At 68.1% G+C, this 14,680-nt stretch carries 25 protein-coding genes; all 25 read left to right on the forward strand.

Annotated elements, in window-relative coordinates:
• Nucleotides 1-281 precede the first annotated feature (281 nt).
• The gene (rpsJ, locus tag CACI_RS04600; protein ID WP_012785157.1) at nucleotides 282-590 is read left to right on the forward strand and encodes a 30S ribosomal protein S10; all 309 of its coding nucleotides are present in this window, start codon (nucleotides 282-284) and stop codon (nucleotides 588-590) included.
• 11 nt (nucleotides 591-601) lie between these two features.
• Nucleotides 602-1,249 carry a 50S ribosomal protein L3 gene (rplC, locus tag CACI_RS04605; protein ID WP_012785158.1) on the forward strand — a complete coding sequence of 216 codons (648 nt, stop codon included), beginning with the start codon at nucleotides 602-604 and terminating at the stop codon, nucleotides 1,247-1,249.
• Nucleotides 1,250-1,251: 2 nt separating this feature from the next.
• Nucleotides 1,252-1,905: a 50S ribosomal protein L4 gene (gene rplD / locus CACI_RS04610; RefSeq protein WP_012785159.1), complete on the forward strand. Its 654-nt coding sequence runs from the start codon at nucleotides 1,252-1,254 to the stop codon at nucleotides 1,903-1,905.
• A complete protein-coding gene (gene rplW, locus CACI_RS04615) occupies nucleotides 1,902-2,237 on the forward strand; it encodes a 50S ribosomal protein L23 (RefSeq protein WP_012785160.1) in 336 nt (111 codons plus the stop codon). The genes rplD and rplW overlap by 4 nt, the downstream gene beginning before the upstream one ends.
• A complete protein-coding gene (gene rplB, locus CACI_RS04620; protein ID WP_012785161.1) occupies nucleotides 2,237-3,073 on the forward strand; it encodes a 50S ribosomal protein L2 in 837 nt (278 codons plus the stop codon). Before rplW ends, rplB begins: the two co-directional genes overlap by 1 nt.
• A gap of 12 nt (nucleotides 3,074-3,085) precedes the next feature.
• Nucleotides 3,086-3,367 carry a 30S ribosomal protein S19 gene (gene rpsS / locus CACI_RS04625; RefSeq protein WP_012785162.1) on the forward strand — a complete coding sequence of 94 codons (282 nt, stop codon included), beginning with the start codon at nucleotides 3,086-3,088 and terminating at the stop codon, nucleotides 3,365-3,367.
• 65 nt (nucleotides 3,368-3,432) lie between these two features.
• Nucleotides 3,433-3,825 carry a 50S ribosomal protein L22 gene (rplV, locus tag CACI_RS04630; protein ID WP_012785163.1) on the forward strand — a complete coding sequence of 131 codons (393 nt, stop codon included), beginning with the start codon at nucleotides 3,433-3,435 and terminating at the stop codon, nucleotides 3,823-3,825.
• Complete coding sequence (gene rpsC / locus CACI_RS04635) at nucleotides 3,825-4,703, forward strand: 30S ribosomal protein S3 (protein ID WP_012785164.1); 879 nt, start codon at nucleotides 3,825-3,827, stop codon at nucleotides 4,701-4,703. The genes rplV and rpsC overlap by 1 nt, the downstream gene beginning before the upstream one ends.
• Nucleotides 4,703-5,122: a 50S ribosomal protein L16 gene (rplP, locus tag CACI_RS04640; protein ID WP_012785165.1), complete on the forward strand. Its 420-nt coding sequence runs from the start codon at nucleotides 4,703-4,705 to the stop codon at nucleotides 5,120-5,122. The genes rpsC and rplP overlap by 1 nt, the downstream gene beginning before the upstream one ends.
• Nucleotides 5,122-5,346 (forward strand): 50S ribosomal protein L29, encoded by a 225-nt coding sequence (gene rpmC, locus CACI_RS04645; RefSeq protein WP_012785166.1) that lies wholly within the window; start codon nucleotides 5,122-5,124, stop codon nucleotides 5,344-5,346. Before rplP ends, rpmC begins: the two co-directional genes overlap by 1 nt.
• Nucleotides 5,343-5,624, forward strand: coding sequence for a 30S ribosomal protein S17 (gene rpsQ, locus CACI_RS04650; RefSeq protein WP_012785167.1), 282 nt, complete (start codon nucleotides 5,343-5,345; stop codon nucleotides 5,622-5,624). Before rpmC ends, rpsQ begins: the two co-directional genes overlap by 4 nt.
• A 94-nt stretch (nucleotides 5,625-5,718) precedes the next feature.
• Entirely contained in the window at nucleotides 5,719-6,087 is a 369-nt protein-coding gene (gene rplN / locus CACI_RS04655; RefSeq protein WP_012785168.1) for a 50S ribosomal protein L14, read from the forward strand.
• Between the two features lie 11 nt (nucleotides 6,088-6,098).
• Nucleotides 6,099-6,458 (forward strand): 50S ribosomal protein L24, encoded by a 360-nt coding sequence (gene rplX, locus CACI_RS04660; RefSeq protein WP_041541149.1) that lies wholly within the window; start codon nucleotides 6,099-6,101, stop codon nucleotides 6,456-6,458.
• A 1-nt stretch (nucleotide 6,459) separates the two neighbouring features.
• A complete protein-coding gene (gene rplE / locus CACI_RS04665) occupies nucleotides 6,460-7,032 on the forward strand; it encodes a 50S ribosomal protein L5 (RefSeq protein WP_012785170.1) in 573 nt (190 codons plus the stop codon).
• Between the two features lie 4 nt (nucleotides 7,033-7,036).
• On the forward strand, nucleotides 7,037-7,222 hold the full coding sequence (locus tag CACI_RS04670) for a type Z 30S ribosomal protein S14 (RefSeq protein ID WP_012785171.1): 186 nt from the start codon (nucleotides 7,037-7,039) through the stop codon (nucleotides 7,220-7,222).
• Between the two features lie 97 nt (nucleotides 7,223-7,319).
• Nucleotides 7,320-7,718: a 30S ribosomal protein S8 gene (rpsH, locus tag CACI_RS04675; protein WP_012785172.1), complete on the forward strand. Its 399-nt coding sequence runs from the start codon at nucleotides 7,320-7,322 to the stop codon at nucleotides 7,716-7,718.
• 20 nt (nucleotides 7,719-7,738) lie between these two features.
• Nucleotides 7,739-8,281, forward strand: coding sequence for a 50S ribosomal protein L6 (gene rplF, locus CACI_RS04680; RefSeq protein WP_012785173.1), 543 nt, complete (start codon nucleotides 7,739-7,741; stop codon nucleotides 8,279-8,281).
• Nucleotides 8,281-8,664, forward strand: coding sequence for a 50S ribosomal protein L18 (rplR, locus tag CACI_RS04685; protein ID WP_012785174.1), 384 nt, complete (start codon nucleotides 8,281-8,283; stop codon nucleotides 8,662-8,664). Before rplF ends, rplR begins: the two co-directional genes overlap by 1 nt.
• A 31-nt stretch (nucleotides 8,665-8,695) precedes the next feature.
• A complete protein-coding gene (gene rpsE / locus CACI_RS04690; RefSeq protein WP_012785175.1) occupies nucleotides 8,696-9,334 on the forward strand; it encodes a 30S ribosomal protein S5 in 639 nt (212 codons plus the stop codon).
• Nucleotides 9,335-9,339: 5 nt separating this feature from the next.
• Nucleotides 9,340-9,522: a 50S ribosomal protein L30 gene (gene rpmD / locus CACI_RS04695; RefSeq protein WP_012785176.1), complete on the forward strand. Its 183-nt coding sequence runs from the start codon at nucleotides 9,340-9,342 to the stop codon at nucleotides 9,520-9,522.
• 1 nt (nucleotide 9,523) lies between these two features.
• Nucleotides 9,524-9,964 carry a 50S ribosomal protein L15 gene (gene rplO, locus CACI_RS04700; RefSeq protein ID WP_012785177.1) on the forward strand — a complete coding sequence of 147 codons (441 nt, stop codon included), beginning with the start codon at nucleotides 9,524-9,526 and terminating at the stop codon, nucleotides 9,962-9,964.
• Nucleotides 9,965-10,808: 844 nt separating this feature from the next.
• On the forward strand, nucleotides 10,809-12,155 hold the full coding sequence (gene secY, locus CACI_RS04705) for a preprotein translocase subunit SecY (RefSeq protein WP_012785178.1): 1,347 nt from the start codon (nucleotides 10,809-10,811) through the stop codon (nucleotides 12,153-12,155).
• 91 nt (nucleotides 12,156-12,246) lie between these two features.
• Nucleotides 12,247-12,924, forward strand: coding sequence for an adenylate kinase (locus CACI_RS04710; RefSeq protein ID WP_012785179.1), 678 nt, complete (start codon nucleotides 12,247-12,249; stop codon nucleotides 12,922-12,924).
• Between the two features lie 46 nt (nucleotides 12,925-12,970).
• The gene (gene map / locus CACI_RS04715; protein WP_012785180.1) at nucleotides 12,971-13,798 is read left to right on the forward strand and encodes a type I methionyl aminopeptidase; all 828 of its coding nucleotides are present in this window, start codon (nucleotides 12,971-12,973) and stop codon (nucleotides 13,796-13,798) included.
• Between the two features lie 76 nt (nucleotides 13,799-13,874).
• Entirely contained in the window at nucleotides 13,875-14,660 is a 786-nt protein-coding gene (locus CACI_RS04720) for a sensor domain-containing protein (RefSeq protein WP_012785181.1), read from the forward strand.
• Nucleotides 14,661-14,680: the final 20 nt, after the last annotated feature.

Here is a 14,680-nt window from a genome sequence, read left to right on the forward strand (position 1 = left end):
GGATTCTGCAGGCGAGGCGATGAGTCGCGCCTATGGGATCGCCACGCTCCGCCGGGCGACACGCCCGACCGCGTGGACCGGATGAAGCGGGACGAGCGGGACAGACTTCGCGGGACACACTGGTTGTGGAACGCGGCAAACCCGGTGGTCAGGTGGGTCCACAACCGCGACGGTCGCCGGGTGCGTTGATGCGAGCAGTCCCCGGCACCGTTCGGGGCCGGCCGACGCAGACGCCGGACATCAGGTCCAAGAAAGAACGAAGGATAAGGAACCAAGCAGCCATGGCGGGACAGAAGATCCGCATCAGGCTCAAGGCCTACGACCACGAGGTGATCGACTCCTCGGCGAAGAAGATCGTCGAGACCGTGATCCGTACTGGCGCGCAGGTCGCCGGCCCGGTGCCGCTGCCGACTGAGAAGAACGTGTACTGCGTCATCCGCTCGCCGCACAAGTACAAGGACTCGCGCGAGCACTTCGAGATGCGCACGCACAAGCGACTCATCGACATCCTCGACCCGACCCCGAAGACGGTTGACTCGCTGATGCGTCTCGACCTGCCGGCGGGCGTCGACATCGAGATCAAGCTCTAGGCGGCCGGCACATGGGAAAGCAGATTAAGGGCGTCCTGGGCGAGAAGCTCGGCATGACCCAGGTCTGGGACGAGAACAACCGGGTCGTCCCGGTGACCGTCGTCAAGGCCGGGCCGTGCGTGGTGACGCAGATCCGCAAGCAGGAGATCGACGGCTACGAGGCCGTGCAGATCGCCTACGGCGCCGTGAAGCCGACCAAGGTGACCAAGCCCGAGGCGGGCCACTTCGCGAAGGCCGGCGTCACGCCGCGCCGCTACACCGTGGAGATCCGCACCACCGACGCCGCCGAGTACTCGCTCGGCCAGGAGATCACCGCCGAGACCTTCACACAGGGTCAGATCGTCGACGTCTCCGGCACCTCCAAGGGCCACGGCTTCGCCGGTGTCATGAAGCGCCACAACTTCAAGGGCCTCGGCGCGGGCCACGGCGTGCAGCGCAAGCACCGCTCGCCCGGTTCCATCGGCGCCTGCGCGACCCCCGGTCGCGTCTTCAAGGGCGTGCGCATGGCCGGCCGCATGGGCTCGGCGCGCGTGACCGTCCAGAACCTCACCGTCCAGGCCGTGGACGCCGAGAAGGGCCTGATCCTGGTCAAGGGCGCCATCCCCGGCCCCAACGGCGGGCTGGTCCTGGTCAAGACCTCGGTCAAGAAGGGAGCCTGACCATGACGCAGGTTGTCTCCGTCGACCTCCCCGGCGAGATCTTCGACGTCCAGACCAACATCCCGCTGATCCACCAGGTCGTGGTGGCCCAGCTGGCGGCGGCCCGTCAGGGCACGCACAAGACCAAGACCCGGGGCGAGGTGTCCGGCGGTGGCAAGAAGCCCTACCGCCAGAAGGGCACCGGCCGCGCCCGCCAGGGTTCGACCCGCGCTCCGCAGTTCGCCGGCGGCGGCGTCGTGCACGGCCCCGTGCCGCGCGACTACGCCCAGCGCACCCCGAAGAAGATGAAGGCCGCCGCCCTGCGCGGTGCCCTGTCGGACCGGGCGCGTGACGGCCGCGTGATCGTGGTGGACGCCCTGGTCGAGGGTGCGACCCCGAACACGAAGTCCGCGGTGGCTCTGCTCAAGGGTGTGACCGAGCACAAGAACGTGCTGGTCGTCCTGCAGCGCACCGACGAGGTCTCCTACAAGAGCCTCCGCAACGTCCCGACCGTGCACCTGATCGACGTCGGCCAGCTGAACACCTACGACGTGCTCGTCAACGACGCCGTCGTGTTCACGCAGGGCGCGTACGACCAGTTCGTGGCCGGTCCCGCTAAGGGGAAGTCGGCCACCGCGGTGGCGTCCTCCCTCGAGGTTGAGGGGAGCGACGCGTGAGCAGCAAGTTCGCCGACCGCTCGGTCCTGGCCCGCGACATCATCATCAAGCCGGTGGTGTCGGAGAAGAGCTACGCCCTTCTGGACCAGAACACGTACACGTTCATCGTCCACCCGGACACGAACAAGATCCAGATCCGCGAGGCCGTCGAGGAGATCTTCGACGTCAAGGTCCTGTCGGTGAACACGATCAACCGCCAGGGCAAGCGCAAGCGCACGCGGTTCGGCGTGGGCAAGCGCAAGGACACCAAGCGCGCGATCGTGACCGTGGACCCGAACCCCGGTGACGGCAAGAAGGGCCGCATCGAGCTGTTTGGAGGGCCGGTTTCCTAATGGGCATCCGTAAGTACAAGCCGACGACCCCGGGCCGTCGCGGCTCCTCGGTCGCCGACTTCGTCGAGATCACCCGGAGCACCCCGGAGAAGTCGCTGGTCGTCCCGGTCCACAGCAAGGGCGGTCGCAACAGCACCGGCCGTGTGACCGTGCGCCACCAGGGCGGCGGGCACAAGCGCGCCTACCGTCTGATCGACTTCCGCCGCAACGACAAGGACGGCGTGCCGGCCAAGGTCGCTCACATCGAGTACGACCCCAACCGCACCGCCCGCATCGCGCTGCTGCACTACGCGGACGGCGAGAAGCGCTACATCCTGGCCCCGAAGAACCTGGGCCAGGGCGACCGGATCGAGAACGGTCCCGGCGCGGACATCAAGCCCGGCAACAACCTGCCGCTGCGCAACATCCCGACCGGTACCACGATCCACGCGATCGAGCTCCGGCCCGGCGGTGGCGCGAAGATCGCCCGCTCCGCGGGTGCCAGCGTCCAGCTCGTGGCCAAGGACGGTCCGTTCGCGCAGCTGCGCATGCCCTCCGGCGAGATCCGCAACGTCGACCTGCGCTGCCGCGCCACGGTCGGCGAGGTCGGCAACGCCGAGCAGTCGAACATCAACTGGGGCAAGGCCGGCCGCATGCGCTGGAAGGGCAAGCGCCCGACCGTCCGCGGTGTCGCGATGAACCCGATCGACCACCCGCACGGCGGTGGCGAGGGCAAGACCTCCGGAGGCCGCCACCCGGTGTCCCCGTGGGGTCAGAAGGAAGGCCGCACCCGCAAGCCGGGCAAGGCCTCCGACAAGTACATCGTCCGCCGCCGCAAGTCCAACAAGAAGCGCTAGGAGGAGGTTTAGATGCCGCGCAGTCTCAAGAAGGGTCCCTTCGTCGACGGCCACCTGATCAAGAAGGTGGACGCCCAGAACGCGAAGAACACCAAGACCGTCATCAAGACCTGGTCCCGGCGCTCGATGATCGTGCCGGACATGCTGGGTCACACCATCGCCGTGCACGACGGCCGCAAGCACGTCCCGGTGTTCATCACCGAGGCGATGGTCGGCCACAAGCTCGGCGAGTTCTCCCCGACCCGTACGTTCAAGGGTCACGTGAAGGACGATCGGAGGTCGCGGCGTGGTTAAGAAGCACAGCGCTGAGAACAAGGCCGCCTGTGACGTCACCCACGTCGTAGCTGGAGGTGACTTCCGTGGCTGAGAACAAGGCCAAGGACCTCGCGGGCAATGAGGCTATTGCCCAGGCGAAGAACATCCGCATGACCGCCATGAAGGTGCGCCGGGTCGTGGACATGGTCCGCGGCCAGGACGTCGAGCAGGCGCTCGACACCCTGCGCTTCGCGCCGTACGCCGCCGCAGAGCCGGTCTTCAAGTGCGTCGCGTCGGCTGCGGCCAACGCGCGCAACAACAAGCAGCTCCGCGGCTCGCTGGTCATCAGCGAGGCCTATGTGGACGAGGGTCCGACCCTGAAGCGGTTCCGGCCGCGTGCTCAGGGCCGTGCCTACCGCATCCGCAAGCGGACTTCGCACATCACGATCGTGGTCCAGGAGACCGCGGGCGTCGCGCAGAAGGGCAGGACCCGATAGTGGGCCAGAAGGTTAACCCGCATGGGTTCCGCCTCGGCATCACCACGGACTTCAAGTCCCGGTGGTACGCCGACAAGCTGTACAAGGACTACGTCAAGGAAGACGTCGCGATCCGTCGCCTCATGACCGAGGGCATGGACCGCGCGGGCATCAGCAAGGTGGAGATCGAGCGCACGCGCGACCGCGTCCGCGTCGACATCCACACCGCTCGCCCGGGCATCGTCATCGGCCGCCGCGGCGCCGAGGCCGACCGCATCCGCGGCAAGCTCGAGAAGCTGACCGCCAAGCAGGTCCAGCTGAACATCCTCGAGGTGCGCAACCCCGAGAGCGACGCTCAGCTGGTCGCGCAGGGCATCGCCGAGCAGCTGGCGCAGCGTGTGGCCTTCCGCCGCGCGATGCGCAAGGCGATCCAGTCCTCCATGAAGGCCGGCGTCAAGGGCATCAAGGTCCAGGTCTCCGGTCGTCTGGGCGGCGCTGAGATGAGCCGCTCGGAGCAGTACCGCGAGGGCCGCGTGCCCCTGCACACGCTGCGCGCGAACATCGACTACGGCTTCTACGAGGCCAAGACCACCTTCGGCCGCATCGGCGTGAAGGTCTGGATCTACAAGGGCGATGTCACCTCGCTGTCGGCTCAGCGCGCGCTGAACGCCGCCGAGGCCCGTGCCGGACGTCCGGCCCGCGACGGCGACCGCCGTGGCGGCGGCCGTGACGGCGGCGGCCGTCCCCCGCGCCGCGACGGCGGCGGTGGCCGCGGTCCGCGTCGCGACGGCGGCGGCGGCCAGCAGTCCCAGGCTCCGGCTCAGGCTCCGGCCGCCACCGAGGCGCCGGCTCCGGCCAGTGCCGAGACTGTGTCTGATTCAAAGTCTAAGGAGGCGTGATGCTGATCCCTCGGCGGGTCAAGCACCGCAAGCAGCACCACCCCGGTCGCTCCGGCGCCTCCAAGGGCGGCAACAACCTGGCGTTCGGCGAGTACGGCATCCAGGCGCTGACCCCGGCGTACGTGACCAACCGGCAGATCGAGTCCGCGCGTATCGCCATCAACCGGCACATCCGCCGCGGTGGCAAGGTGTGGATCAACATCTACCCCGACCGTCCGCTGACCAAGAAGCCCGCCGAGACCCGCATGGGTTCCGGCAAGGGCTCGCCCGAGTGGTGGGTCGCGAACGTCAAGCCCGGCCGGGTGCTCTTCGAGCTCTCGTACCCGAACGAGGAGCGCGCACGCGAGGCCCTGCTTCGCGCCACGCACAAGCTCCCGCTCAAGTGCCGGATCATCAAGCGTGAGGCAGGTGACATCTGATGGCGACCGGGACCACCGCGCGCGAACTGCGCGAGCTCGGCGACGCCGAACTGCTGGAGAAGCTCCGTGAGAGCAAGGAGGAGCTGTTCAACCTCCGCTTCCAGCAGGCCACCGGCCAGCTTGAGAACCACGGCCGCATGCGCGCCGTCAAGAAGGACATCGCTCGCATCTACACCCTGATGACAGAGCGTGAGCTCGGCATCGGACATTCGGAGGCGAAGTGAGCGAGCAGACGGTGGAGAACACCGAGGAGCGTGGCGCGCGCAAGGTGCGCGAGGGGTACGTCGTCAGCGACAAGATGGAGAAGACCATCGTCGTCGAGGTCGAGGACCGCAAGAAGCACCCGAAGTACCGCAAGGTCGTGCGGCGCACCACCAAGCTGAAGGCCCACGACGAGCAGAACACCGCCGGTGTCGGCGACCGTGTCCTGCTCATGGAGACCCGGCCGACCTCGGCGACCAAGCGCTGGCGCCTGGTCGAGGTTCTCGAGAAGGCCAAGTAACCAGTCCGTTCGGCCAGGCACAGGGACGGCTGCCGGCAGTGTGCGAACACCGGCGGCAGCCCCCTGTGAACCGGCACGACGAAGGAGATAGATAGTGATCCAGCAGGAGTCGCGGCTCCGGGTCGCCGACAACACCGGAGCGAAGGAAATCCTTTGCATCCGCGTGCTCGGTGGCTCCAGCCGCCGCTACGCCGGAATCGGCGACGTCATCGTCGCCACCGTGAAGGACGCCCTGCCCGGCGCGGGCGTCAAGAAGGGCGACGTCGTCAAGGCCGTCATCGTGCGCACCGTCAAGGAGCGCCGGCGTCCCGACGGCTCGTACATCCGCTTCGACGAGAACGCGGCCGTCCTGATCAAGGACGGCGGGGACCCCCGCGGGACCCGCATCTTCGGCCCGGTGGGCCGCGAGCTCCGCGAGAAGCGCTACATGCGCATCGTCTCGCTGGCTCCGGAGGTGCTGTGACCATGACGGGTCTGAACATCAAGAAGGGTGACCTGGTCCAGGTCATCACCGGCAAGGACAAGGGTCTTCAGGGCAAGGTCATCCAGGCCTTCCCGGACACCGAGAAGGTCCTGGTCGAGGGCGTCAACCGGGTCAAGAAGCACACCAAGGTCGGCCAGTCCGTCCGCGGGAGCAAGACCGGCGGCATCATCACCATCGAGGCCCCGATCCACGTCTCCAACGTGATGCTGGTCGTCGAGCACGAGGGCGTCAAGGTCGTCACGCGTGTCGGCTACCGCCGCGTGGAGGAGGAGCGCACGCTCGCCGACGGTTCCACCAAGACCGTCACGCGCAGCGTCCGTTACGCCAAGCGCACCGGTAAGGACATCTGACATGACCGTGACTGAGACTGAGACCTCGGTGCAGCCGCGTATGAAGCTGCGCTACCGCTCGGAGATCGCCCCGGCGCTCAAGGAGCAGTTCGGCTTCCCGAACGTCATGCTGATCCCCGGTCTGACCAAGATCGTCGTCAACATGGGTGTGGGCGACGCCGCCCGCGACTCCAAGCTGATGGACGGCGCCGTCCGCGACCTCGCGGCGATCACCGGCCAGAAGCCGACCGTGACCCGGGCCCGCAAGTCCATCGCGCAGTTCAAGCTGCGCGAGGGCCAGCCCATCGGCGCGCACGTGACGCTGCGCGGCGACCGGATGTGGGAGTTCTGCGACCGGCTGGTGTCGATCGCGCTTCCCCGTATCCGCGACTTCCGTGGCCTGTCGCCCAAGCAGTTCGACGGCCGGGGCAACTACACGTTCGGTCTGAACGAGCAGTCGATGTTCCACGAGATCGACCAGGACAAGATCGACCGAGTGCGCGGCATGGACATCACCGTCGTGACCACCGCCCGCAACGACGACGAGGGTCGCGCCCTGCTGCGCCTCCTCGGTTTCCCGTTCAAGGAGGCGTGATCACATGGCGAAGAAGGCCCTGATCAACAAGGCTCTCGCGAAGCCGAAGTTCAAGGTGCGCGGCTACACCCGCTGCTCCAAGTGCGGTCGCCCGCACTCGGTCTACCGCAAGTTCGGCCTGTGCCGGGTTTGCCTGCGCGAGATGGCGCACGCCGGCGAGCTGCCGGGCGTGACCAAGAGCTCCTGGTAACTACTACACGCCGCAGGTCCCCGCGTATGTGCGCTCTAGATCGGACAGAGCGTGAGCAGCGCGGGGATACCACGGCGAGGAAGGCCTACGGCCAACCATGACCATGACCGACCCGATCGCGGACATGCTCACCCGTCTGCGGAACGCCAACTCGGCGTACCACGACCAGGTGACCATGCCGTCGAGCAAGATCAAGACGCACATCTGCGAGATCCTCAAGCAGGAGGGCTACATCGCCTCCTGGAAGGTCGAGGACGCGGAGGTGGGCAAGTCCCTCACCATCGAGCTGAAGTTCGGCCCGAACCGTGAGCGCTCCATCGCGGGCATCAAGCGCATCTCGAAGCCGGGTCTGCGCGTGTACGCCAAGAGCACCGGCTTGCCGAAGGTCCTCGGCGGCCTCGGTGTCGCCATCATCTCGACTTCGACCGGTCTGCTGACCGACCGCCAGGCCGCCCGCAAGGGCGTCGGCGGCGAAGTCCTCGCCTACGTCTGGTAAGGGAAGGAGGAGAAGCACTTATGTCTCGTATTGGACGGCTGCCGATCCCGGTTCCCACCGGCGTCGACGTCACCATCAACGGCCAGGACGTGACCGTCAAGGGTCCAAAGGGCACCTTGTCGCACACGGTCGTCAACCCGATCACGATCGAGAAGGGCGAGGACGGCAACCTGGTCGTCTCGCGCCCGAACGACGAGCGGATCGCCAAGGAGCGCCACGGTCTGTCGCGCACCCTGGTCAACAACATGATCATCGGCGTGACCCAGGGCTACACCAAGAGCCTGGAGATCTCCGGTGTCGGTTACCGCGTGACCGCCAAGGGCTCGGACCTGGAGTTCGCCCTCGGCTACAGCCACCCGGTTCCGGTTCCGGCGCCCGCCGGCATCACCTTCGCCGTGGAGAGCCCCACCCGGTTCTCCGTGTCCGGGATCGACAAGCAGCTGGTGGGCGAGACCTGCGCCTACATCAAGAAGCTGCGCAAGATCGACCCGTACAAGGGCAAGGGCATCAAGTTCACCGGCGAGGTCATCCGCCGGAAGGCCGGAAAGGCTGGGAAGAAGTAATGGCTTTCGCAGTCAAGATCGGCAAGGGTTCGGCGAAGAAGCGCAACGCTGTCAAGCGTCGCCATCTGCGCGTCCGCAAGAAGGTCTCCGGTACCGCGCTCCGTCCGCGCCTGGTGGTCACCCGCTCCGCGCGCCACATGGTCGCGCAGGTCGTGGACGACGTCACCCGCGTGACGCTGGCTTCGGCCTCCACCATGGAGTCCGGCCTGCGCACCGGCGACGGCGACAAGACCGCCAAGGCCAAGGAAGTCGGCAAGCTCGTCGCCGAGCGGGCCAAGGCCAAGGGTGTCGGCACGGTCGTCTTCGACCGCGGCGGCAACAAGTACCACGGCCGGGTGGCCGCGGTGGCCGACGGCGCCCGGGAAGCAGGGCTGGAACTGTGAGCACGCAGAGCACTAACGGAAGGAGCCTCTGATGGCTGGTCCGCAGCGCCGCGGAGGCGGCTTCGGTGGGCAGAACAACCAGGGTGGCGGCGGCGAGGGCGGCAACAACCGCCGCGAGCGCCGTGACCGTCGCGGGGACCAGGCACCGGTGGAGAAGTCGGCGCACATCGAGCGCGTCGTCACGATCAACCGCGTGGCCAAGGTCGTGCGCGGTGGCCGCCGCTTCAGCTTCACCGCCCTGGTGATCGTCGGCGACGGCGATGGCACCGTGGGCGTCGGCTACGGCAAGGCGAAGGAAGTCCGCGACGCGATCGCCAAGGGCGTCGAGGAGGCCAAGAAGAACTTCTTCAAGGTCCCCCGCATCCAGGGCACGATCCCGCACCCGATTCAGGGCGAGCGCGCCGCGGGCGTCGTTCTCCTGAAGCCGGCCGCCCCCGGTACCGGCGTCATCGCCGGCGGTCCGGTGCGCGCCGTGCTGGAGTGCGCGGGCATCCACGACGTGCTGAGCAAGTCGCTCGGCTCGGACAACCCGATCAACATCGTCCACGCGACCGTGGCGGCGCTGAAGGGCCTCGTGCGCCCCGAGGAAGTCGCCGCTCGCCGCGGGCTCCCGCTGGAGGACGTGGCCCCGGCCGCCCTCCTGCGCGCCCGCGCCGGTGTGGGGAGCTGAGAGACATGGCCCGTTTGAAGATCACGCAGACCCGCTCCAAGATCGGGACCAAGCAGAACCACCGGGACACCCTCCGGTCGCTCGGTCTGAAGCGGATCAACGACACCGTGGTGAAGGAGGACCTCCCGCAGTTCCGCGGCATGGTCCACACCGTTCGCCACCTGGTCAAGGTCGAGGAGGTCGACTGACATGACCCTGAAGGTCCACCACCTCCGCCCGGCCCCCGGTGCCAAGACCGCCAAGACCCGCGTGGGTCGCGGCGAGGGCTCCAAGGGCAAGACGGCCGGCCGCGGTACCAAGGGCACCAAGGCCCGCTACCAGGTCTCGGCCCGCTTCGAGGGCGGCCAGATGCCGCTGCACATGCGCCTGCCCAAGGCGCGCGGCTTCAAGAACCCGTTCAAGGTGACGTTCCAGGTCGTGAACCTGGACAAGCTCTCGGCCCTGTTCCCGGCCGGCGGCGAGGTCACCGTCGAGGACCTCATCGCCAAGGGCGCGGTCCGCGACAACGAACTGGTCAAGGTGCTCGGCACCGGCGAAGTGTCGGTCGCCCTGCAGGTGAAGGCGCACGCCTTCTCCGCCTCCGCGAAGGAGAAGCTGGCCGCGGCCGGCGGCTCCGCCGAGGAGATCTGAGCCGACAGGCCCAGAGCTGGATGTGGGCGCTGCCCCGAGTCGAAACGGCTCGGGGCAGCGCCTTTTTCGGCGCTGTATATAGGTGACCGGTGCGAGCGGGCCGGTACAGGCCGCAGGTCTTTTGCGCGGAACCGGTTCGCGCGCGGGAATCAGCCCGCGAGCCCGAGCAGCTGGGCTCAAGGTGCTGTCGCTCGCGCACTCCGATTGCCTGGCCCGATTTGAGGAACCGGCTGATACTTGTCGGCTGCTCTATCTGCTGCTCTATCGGCTGCTTGTCGGGTGCTTGGCGGCTGCTTGTCTGCCATGGGCGAACACTCGGTGCGAGCCGTCGCCCCTCACCGCCTGGATCCTGCTGGATCCTGCCCCTGGCAACCGATCGCGCCCTTCCTTGGCAAGCCGTCCCGCAGTCCGCGGTCGTACCAATGGCGTGCCGGGCGCGCCTCGCACTCCCGCCTCATCGGCCGCCCTCTCGCAAGTGGGCGCTTGTCAGCGCTGCGGTGGCGACCTGCGCGTCGATCACGCCTCCCCCGGCAGTGGCAAGGCGTCGTCCTCTCAGCCGCATGTGTGCGCCGTCGGCGGCGCGAAAGTACAGATCAAAGCGCCTGACGGCGTCCGCGTGCGGCCGCCCCCACCCCGACCCCCAGTAACGCGCCGGGCACCCTGCGCCGAACCCCCCTACCCGACGCTCGCCTTCTTCTCCCTGCTATGCGTAAGATGGCGCAGGTCGGCCATCACCCCGACCCGACCCCGTGTGCCCTCGGAGCCCCGCGTACGTGCGTGGAGCCCGTGGTGCGCGGTCATCAGGACCCTTTGACAATCTGTCGCGTCAAGGCGCAGGAGGACCATGCTCACCGCATTCGCTCGGGCGTTCCGTACGCCCGACCTGCGCAAGAAGCTGCTCTTCACGCTCGGCATCATGGCCCTGTTCCGTTTGGGCGCCCACATCCCGGCGCCGGGCGTGGACACCAAGGCGTTGAGCGCGTGTGTGGGGATCAGCAAGGCCAGCGGCCAGGGCAACGGGGCGCTGGGTCTGATCAACCTGTTCTCCGGCGGGGCGCTGCTGCAGCTGTCGATCTTCGCGCTGGGCATCATGCCCTACATCACGGCCTCGATCATCCTGCAGCTGCTGACCGTGGTGATCCCGCGCCTGGAAGCCCTCAAGAAGGAGGGCCAGGCCGGCCAGACGAAGATCACGCAGTACACCCGGTACCTGACCATCGGGCTGGCGATCCTGCAGTCCACCACGATGCTCACGCTGATGAAGAACAACCCGTCGGCCCTGCTGGGCCCGGGCTGCTCCGGCACGAACGTGATCTTCCAGAAGGTGGACTGGATCGGGATGGCCGTCATGGTCATCACGCTGACCGCGGGCACGACGCTGATCATGTGGCTCGGCGAGCTGATCACCGACCGCGGCATCGGCAACGGCATGTCGCTGCTGATCTTCACCTCGATCACCGCGAACTTCCCGTCCTCCCTGTGGTCGATCAAGCAGGGCTCCACCACCATGGACGGCTGGCCGGTGTTCTTCGGCGTGCTCCTGATGGGCATGCTGCTGGTCGGTCTGGTGGTCTTCGTCGAGCAGGGCCAGCGCCGGATCCCGGTGCAGTACGCCAAACGCATGGTCGGACGGCGCATGTACGGCGGCTCCTCGACCTACATCCCGATGAAGGTGAACCAAGCCGGCGTCATCCCGGTCATCTTCGCCTCCTCGCTGCTGCAGCTGCCGCTGATGGTCGCGAACTTCACGAACCCGAACGCCACCAAGGGGTGGGCGCACTGGGTGAACCGCGAGTTCGGCATGACCACGAACGGCTACTCGCTGGCGTACTCGGTGACCTACTTCCTGCTGATCCTGGGCTTCGCGTTCTTCTACGTCTCGATCACCTTCGTCCCCGACGAGATCGCCGACAACATGAAGAAGTACGGCGGCTTCATCCCCGGCATCCGCGCCGGCAAGCCGACCGCCGAGTACCTGCAGTACGTCTCCACCCGCGTCACCTGGCCCGGCGCCCTGTACCTGGCGGTGATCGCGATCATCCCGATGATCGCCCTGGCCGAGTTCCACGCCAGCGGCAAGTTCCCCTTCGGCGGCACGACCATCCTGATCATGGTCGGCGTCGGCCTGGAGACCGTGAAGCAGATCGAGTCCCAGCTCCAGCAGCACAACTACGAAGGCTTCCTGCGGTGACGGCGGTGATGACAACGGCGTCGACGCGCCTCACCCACAGCGGGCGGCACCCCGTCGCCCGTCCCACTGACGCCGAAGGGTTCCTCATCTAGTGCGTATCGTTCTCGTCGGACCGCCGGGTGCGGGCAAGGGCACGCAGGCCTCGTTCATCGCCTCGCACCTGGGGGTCCCGAAGATCAGCACCGGGGACATCTTCCGGGCGAACATCTCCCAGGGCACCCCGCTGGGCGTGAAGGCCAAGGAGTACCTGGACGCCGGCCAATTGGTCCCGGACGAGCTCACCATAGACATCGTCCGCGACCGGCTCTCGCAGCCGGACGCGGTCGCCGGGTTCCTGCTCGACGGCTTCCCGCGGAACGTCGCGCAGGCCGAGGAGCTCGACGAGATCCTCGCCGACAACGGTGTCACGCCCTCCTCCGGCAAGGCCTACCTGGACGTCGTGCTCGACCTGGAGGTCGACAACGACGAGGTGATCAAGCGGATCTCCGGGCGCCGGCTGTGCCGCAACGACTCCGGGCACATCTTCCACGTCGACTACAGCCCCTCGCGGGACGGCGCGGTGTGCGACATCTGCGGCGGCGAGCTCTACCAGCGCTCGGACGACGCCGAGGGCGTGGTGCGCACCCGCCTCGAGGTCTACGCCGCCGAGACCGCCCCGATCATCGACTACTACCGCGAGCAGGGCGTGCTGACCACGATCGACGCCACCGGCGAGGTCGACGTCATCACCGGCCGTGCGTTCGCCGCGGTCGACGCCGCCCGCGGCTGAGCTCCACCGGCCGTACCCTCCCGCAGTCCCTAAGGAACTCCCACACATGCACGCGCACGGCGACGACGACGGCATCATCGAGCTGAAGACCCCGGAGCAGTTCGAGGCCATGAAGCAGGCCGGCAAGGTCGTCTCCCGCACGCTGGCGCTGCTGCGCTCGGCGGTCCGGCCGGGCATCACCACCGGTGAGCTGGACTGGATCGCCGAGGAATCCATTCGCTCTCAGGGCGCCGCGCCGTCCTTCCTCGGCTACGGCGACTTCCCCGGGTCGATCTGCGCCTCGGTCAACGAGGAGATCGTGCACGGCATCCCCGGCTCGCGCGTGCTGCGCGAGGGGGACCTGATCTCCCTGGACTGCGGCGCGATCATCCCGGACGAGGCCGCACGGGCCGCCGACGGCCGCTGGAACACCAAGGGCTGGCACGCCGACGCCGCGATCACCGTCGCCGTCGGCGAGGTCGCCCCGGAGCTCGCCGAGCTGTCCCGGGTCACCGAGCAGGCGATGTGGGCCGGCATCAACGCGGTCAAGGAAGGCGTCGCGCTCAACGACGTCTCCACCGCGATCGACTCCTCCACCCGCTCGCAGCCGCGCCGCTACGGCATCGTCCGCGACTACGGCGGGCACGGCATCGGCTCGTCCATGCACATGGCGCCGATGGTGTTCAACTACCCGGTCCGCGGCGAGAACACCGTGCTCGCCACCGGCATGGCCATCGCCATCGAACCGATGCTGACCCTGGGCAAGAACAAGACCCGGGTCCTCGCCGACGACTGGACGGTCGTGGCGAAGGATGGTTCCTACGCCGCACACTGGGAGCACACCGTCGCCCTGACGCCGGACGGCGTCGTGGTGACCACTGCTCCGGAAGAGTGACGACCGTGACCGACAAGGGTGACCGCACCGCGGCGTCCCGGCGGCTGACGCCCTGACTCCCGGCGGACGATGACCCATGGCTCGTGACCGACGGGCGGCCCTCGCGGCCGCCGTGCTCCTGGCGCTCGGCGCCGCGGCCGGCTGCGGAGCCTCGAAGGGCTCGGCGAAACCGGCCGCCGCCGCGCCGCAGCAGCCCGTGGCGCCGGCCGCGCCCGCCGCACCGACCGCCGCCGAGCTGCAGGCCCGCCTGCTGACCCCGGCGGACATGCCGGCCGGCTTCGTCGCCGACGAGGACACCGAGGACGCGAACGGCGAGATGTCCTCGACCGAGCCGGACTGCCGCTCGATGACCGACCTGATGAACAGCCAGGGCCACCCGGCCGGCGCGCTGTCCGCCGCCGACGCCTCGTTCACCCGCTCGCAGTTCGGCCCGAACATCGCCACCGGCCTGGCCGGCTTCGCCACCCCGGAGGCCGCGCAGAAGCTGCTGGTCTCGGTGACCCAGGCGATGCACAGCTGCACCCGGCTCACCGAGACGGACAAGGACGGCAGCAGCTACGACTTCCTGGTCACCCAGCTGTCCTTCCCGCACACCGGCGACGCCAGCGCCGCGATCCGCGTCGTCGCAGAGGTCGACGATCTCCCGGCGCAGGTGGACCTGGTGCTGGTCCGGGTCGGCAACACCCTGCTGTACGTGGCGGACACCGACTTCGGCAACACCGACGCGGATCTGACGAAGCAAGTGGTGACCCGGGCGGTGGCGAAGGTGGAGAATCCGGCGGCGGCGCCGCGGTCTGTGCCGGCACCGGCACCAGCACCGGCACCGGCACCGGCGTCGGAAACTCAGGCCTCCACCACCTGAGCCGGGCACGAACGCCCACA

The organism is Catenulispora acidiphila DSM 44928, from assembly GCF_000024025.1.
In the GTDB taxonomy this organism is placed as follows: domain Bacteria; phylum Actinomycetota; class Actinomycetes; order Streptomycetales; family Catenulisporaceae; genus Catenulispora; species Catenulispora acidiphila.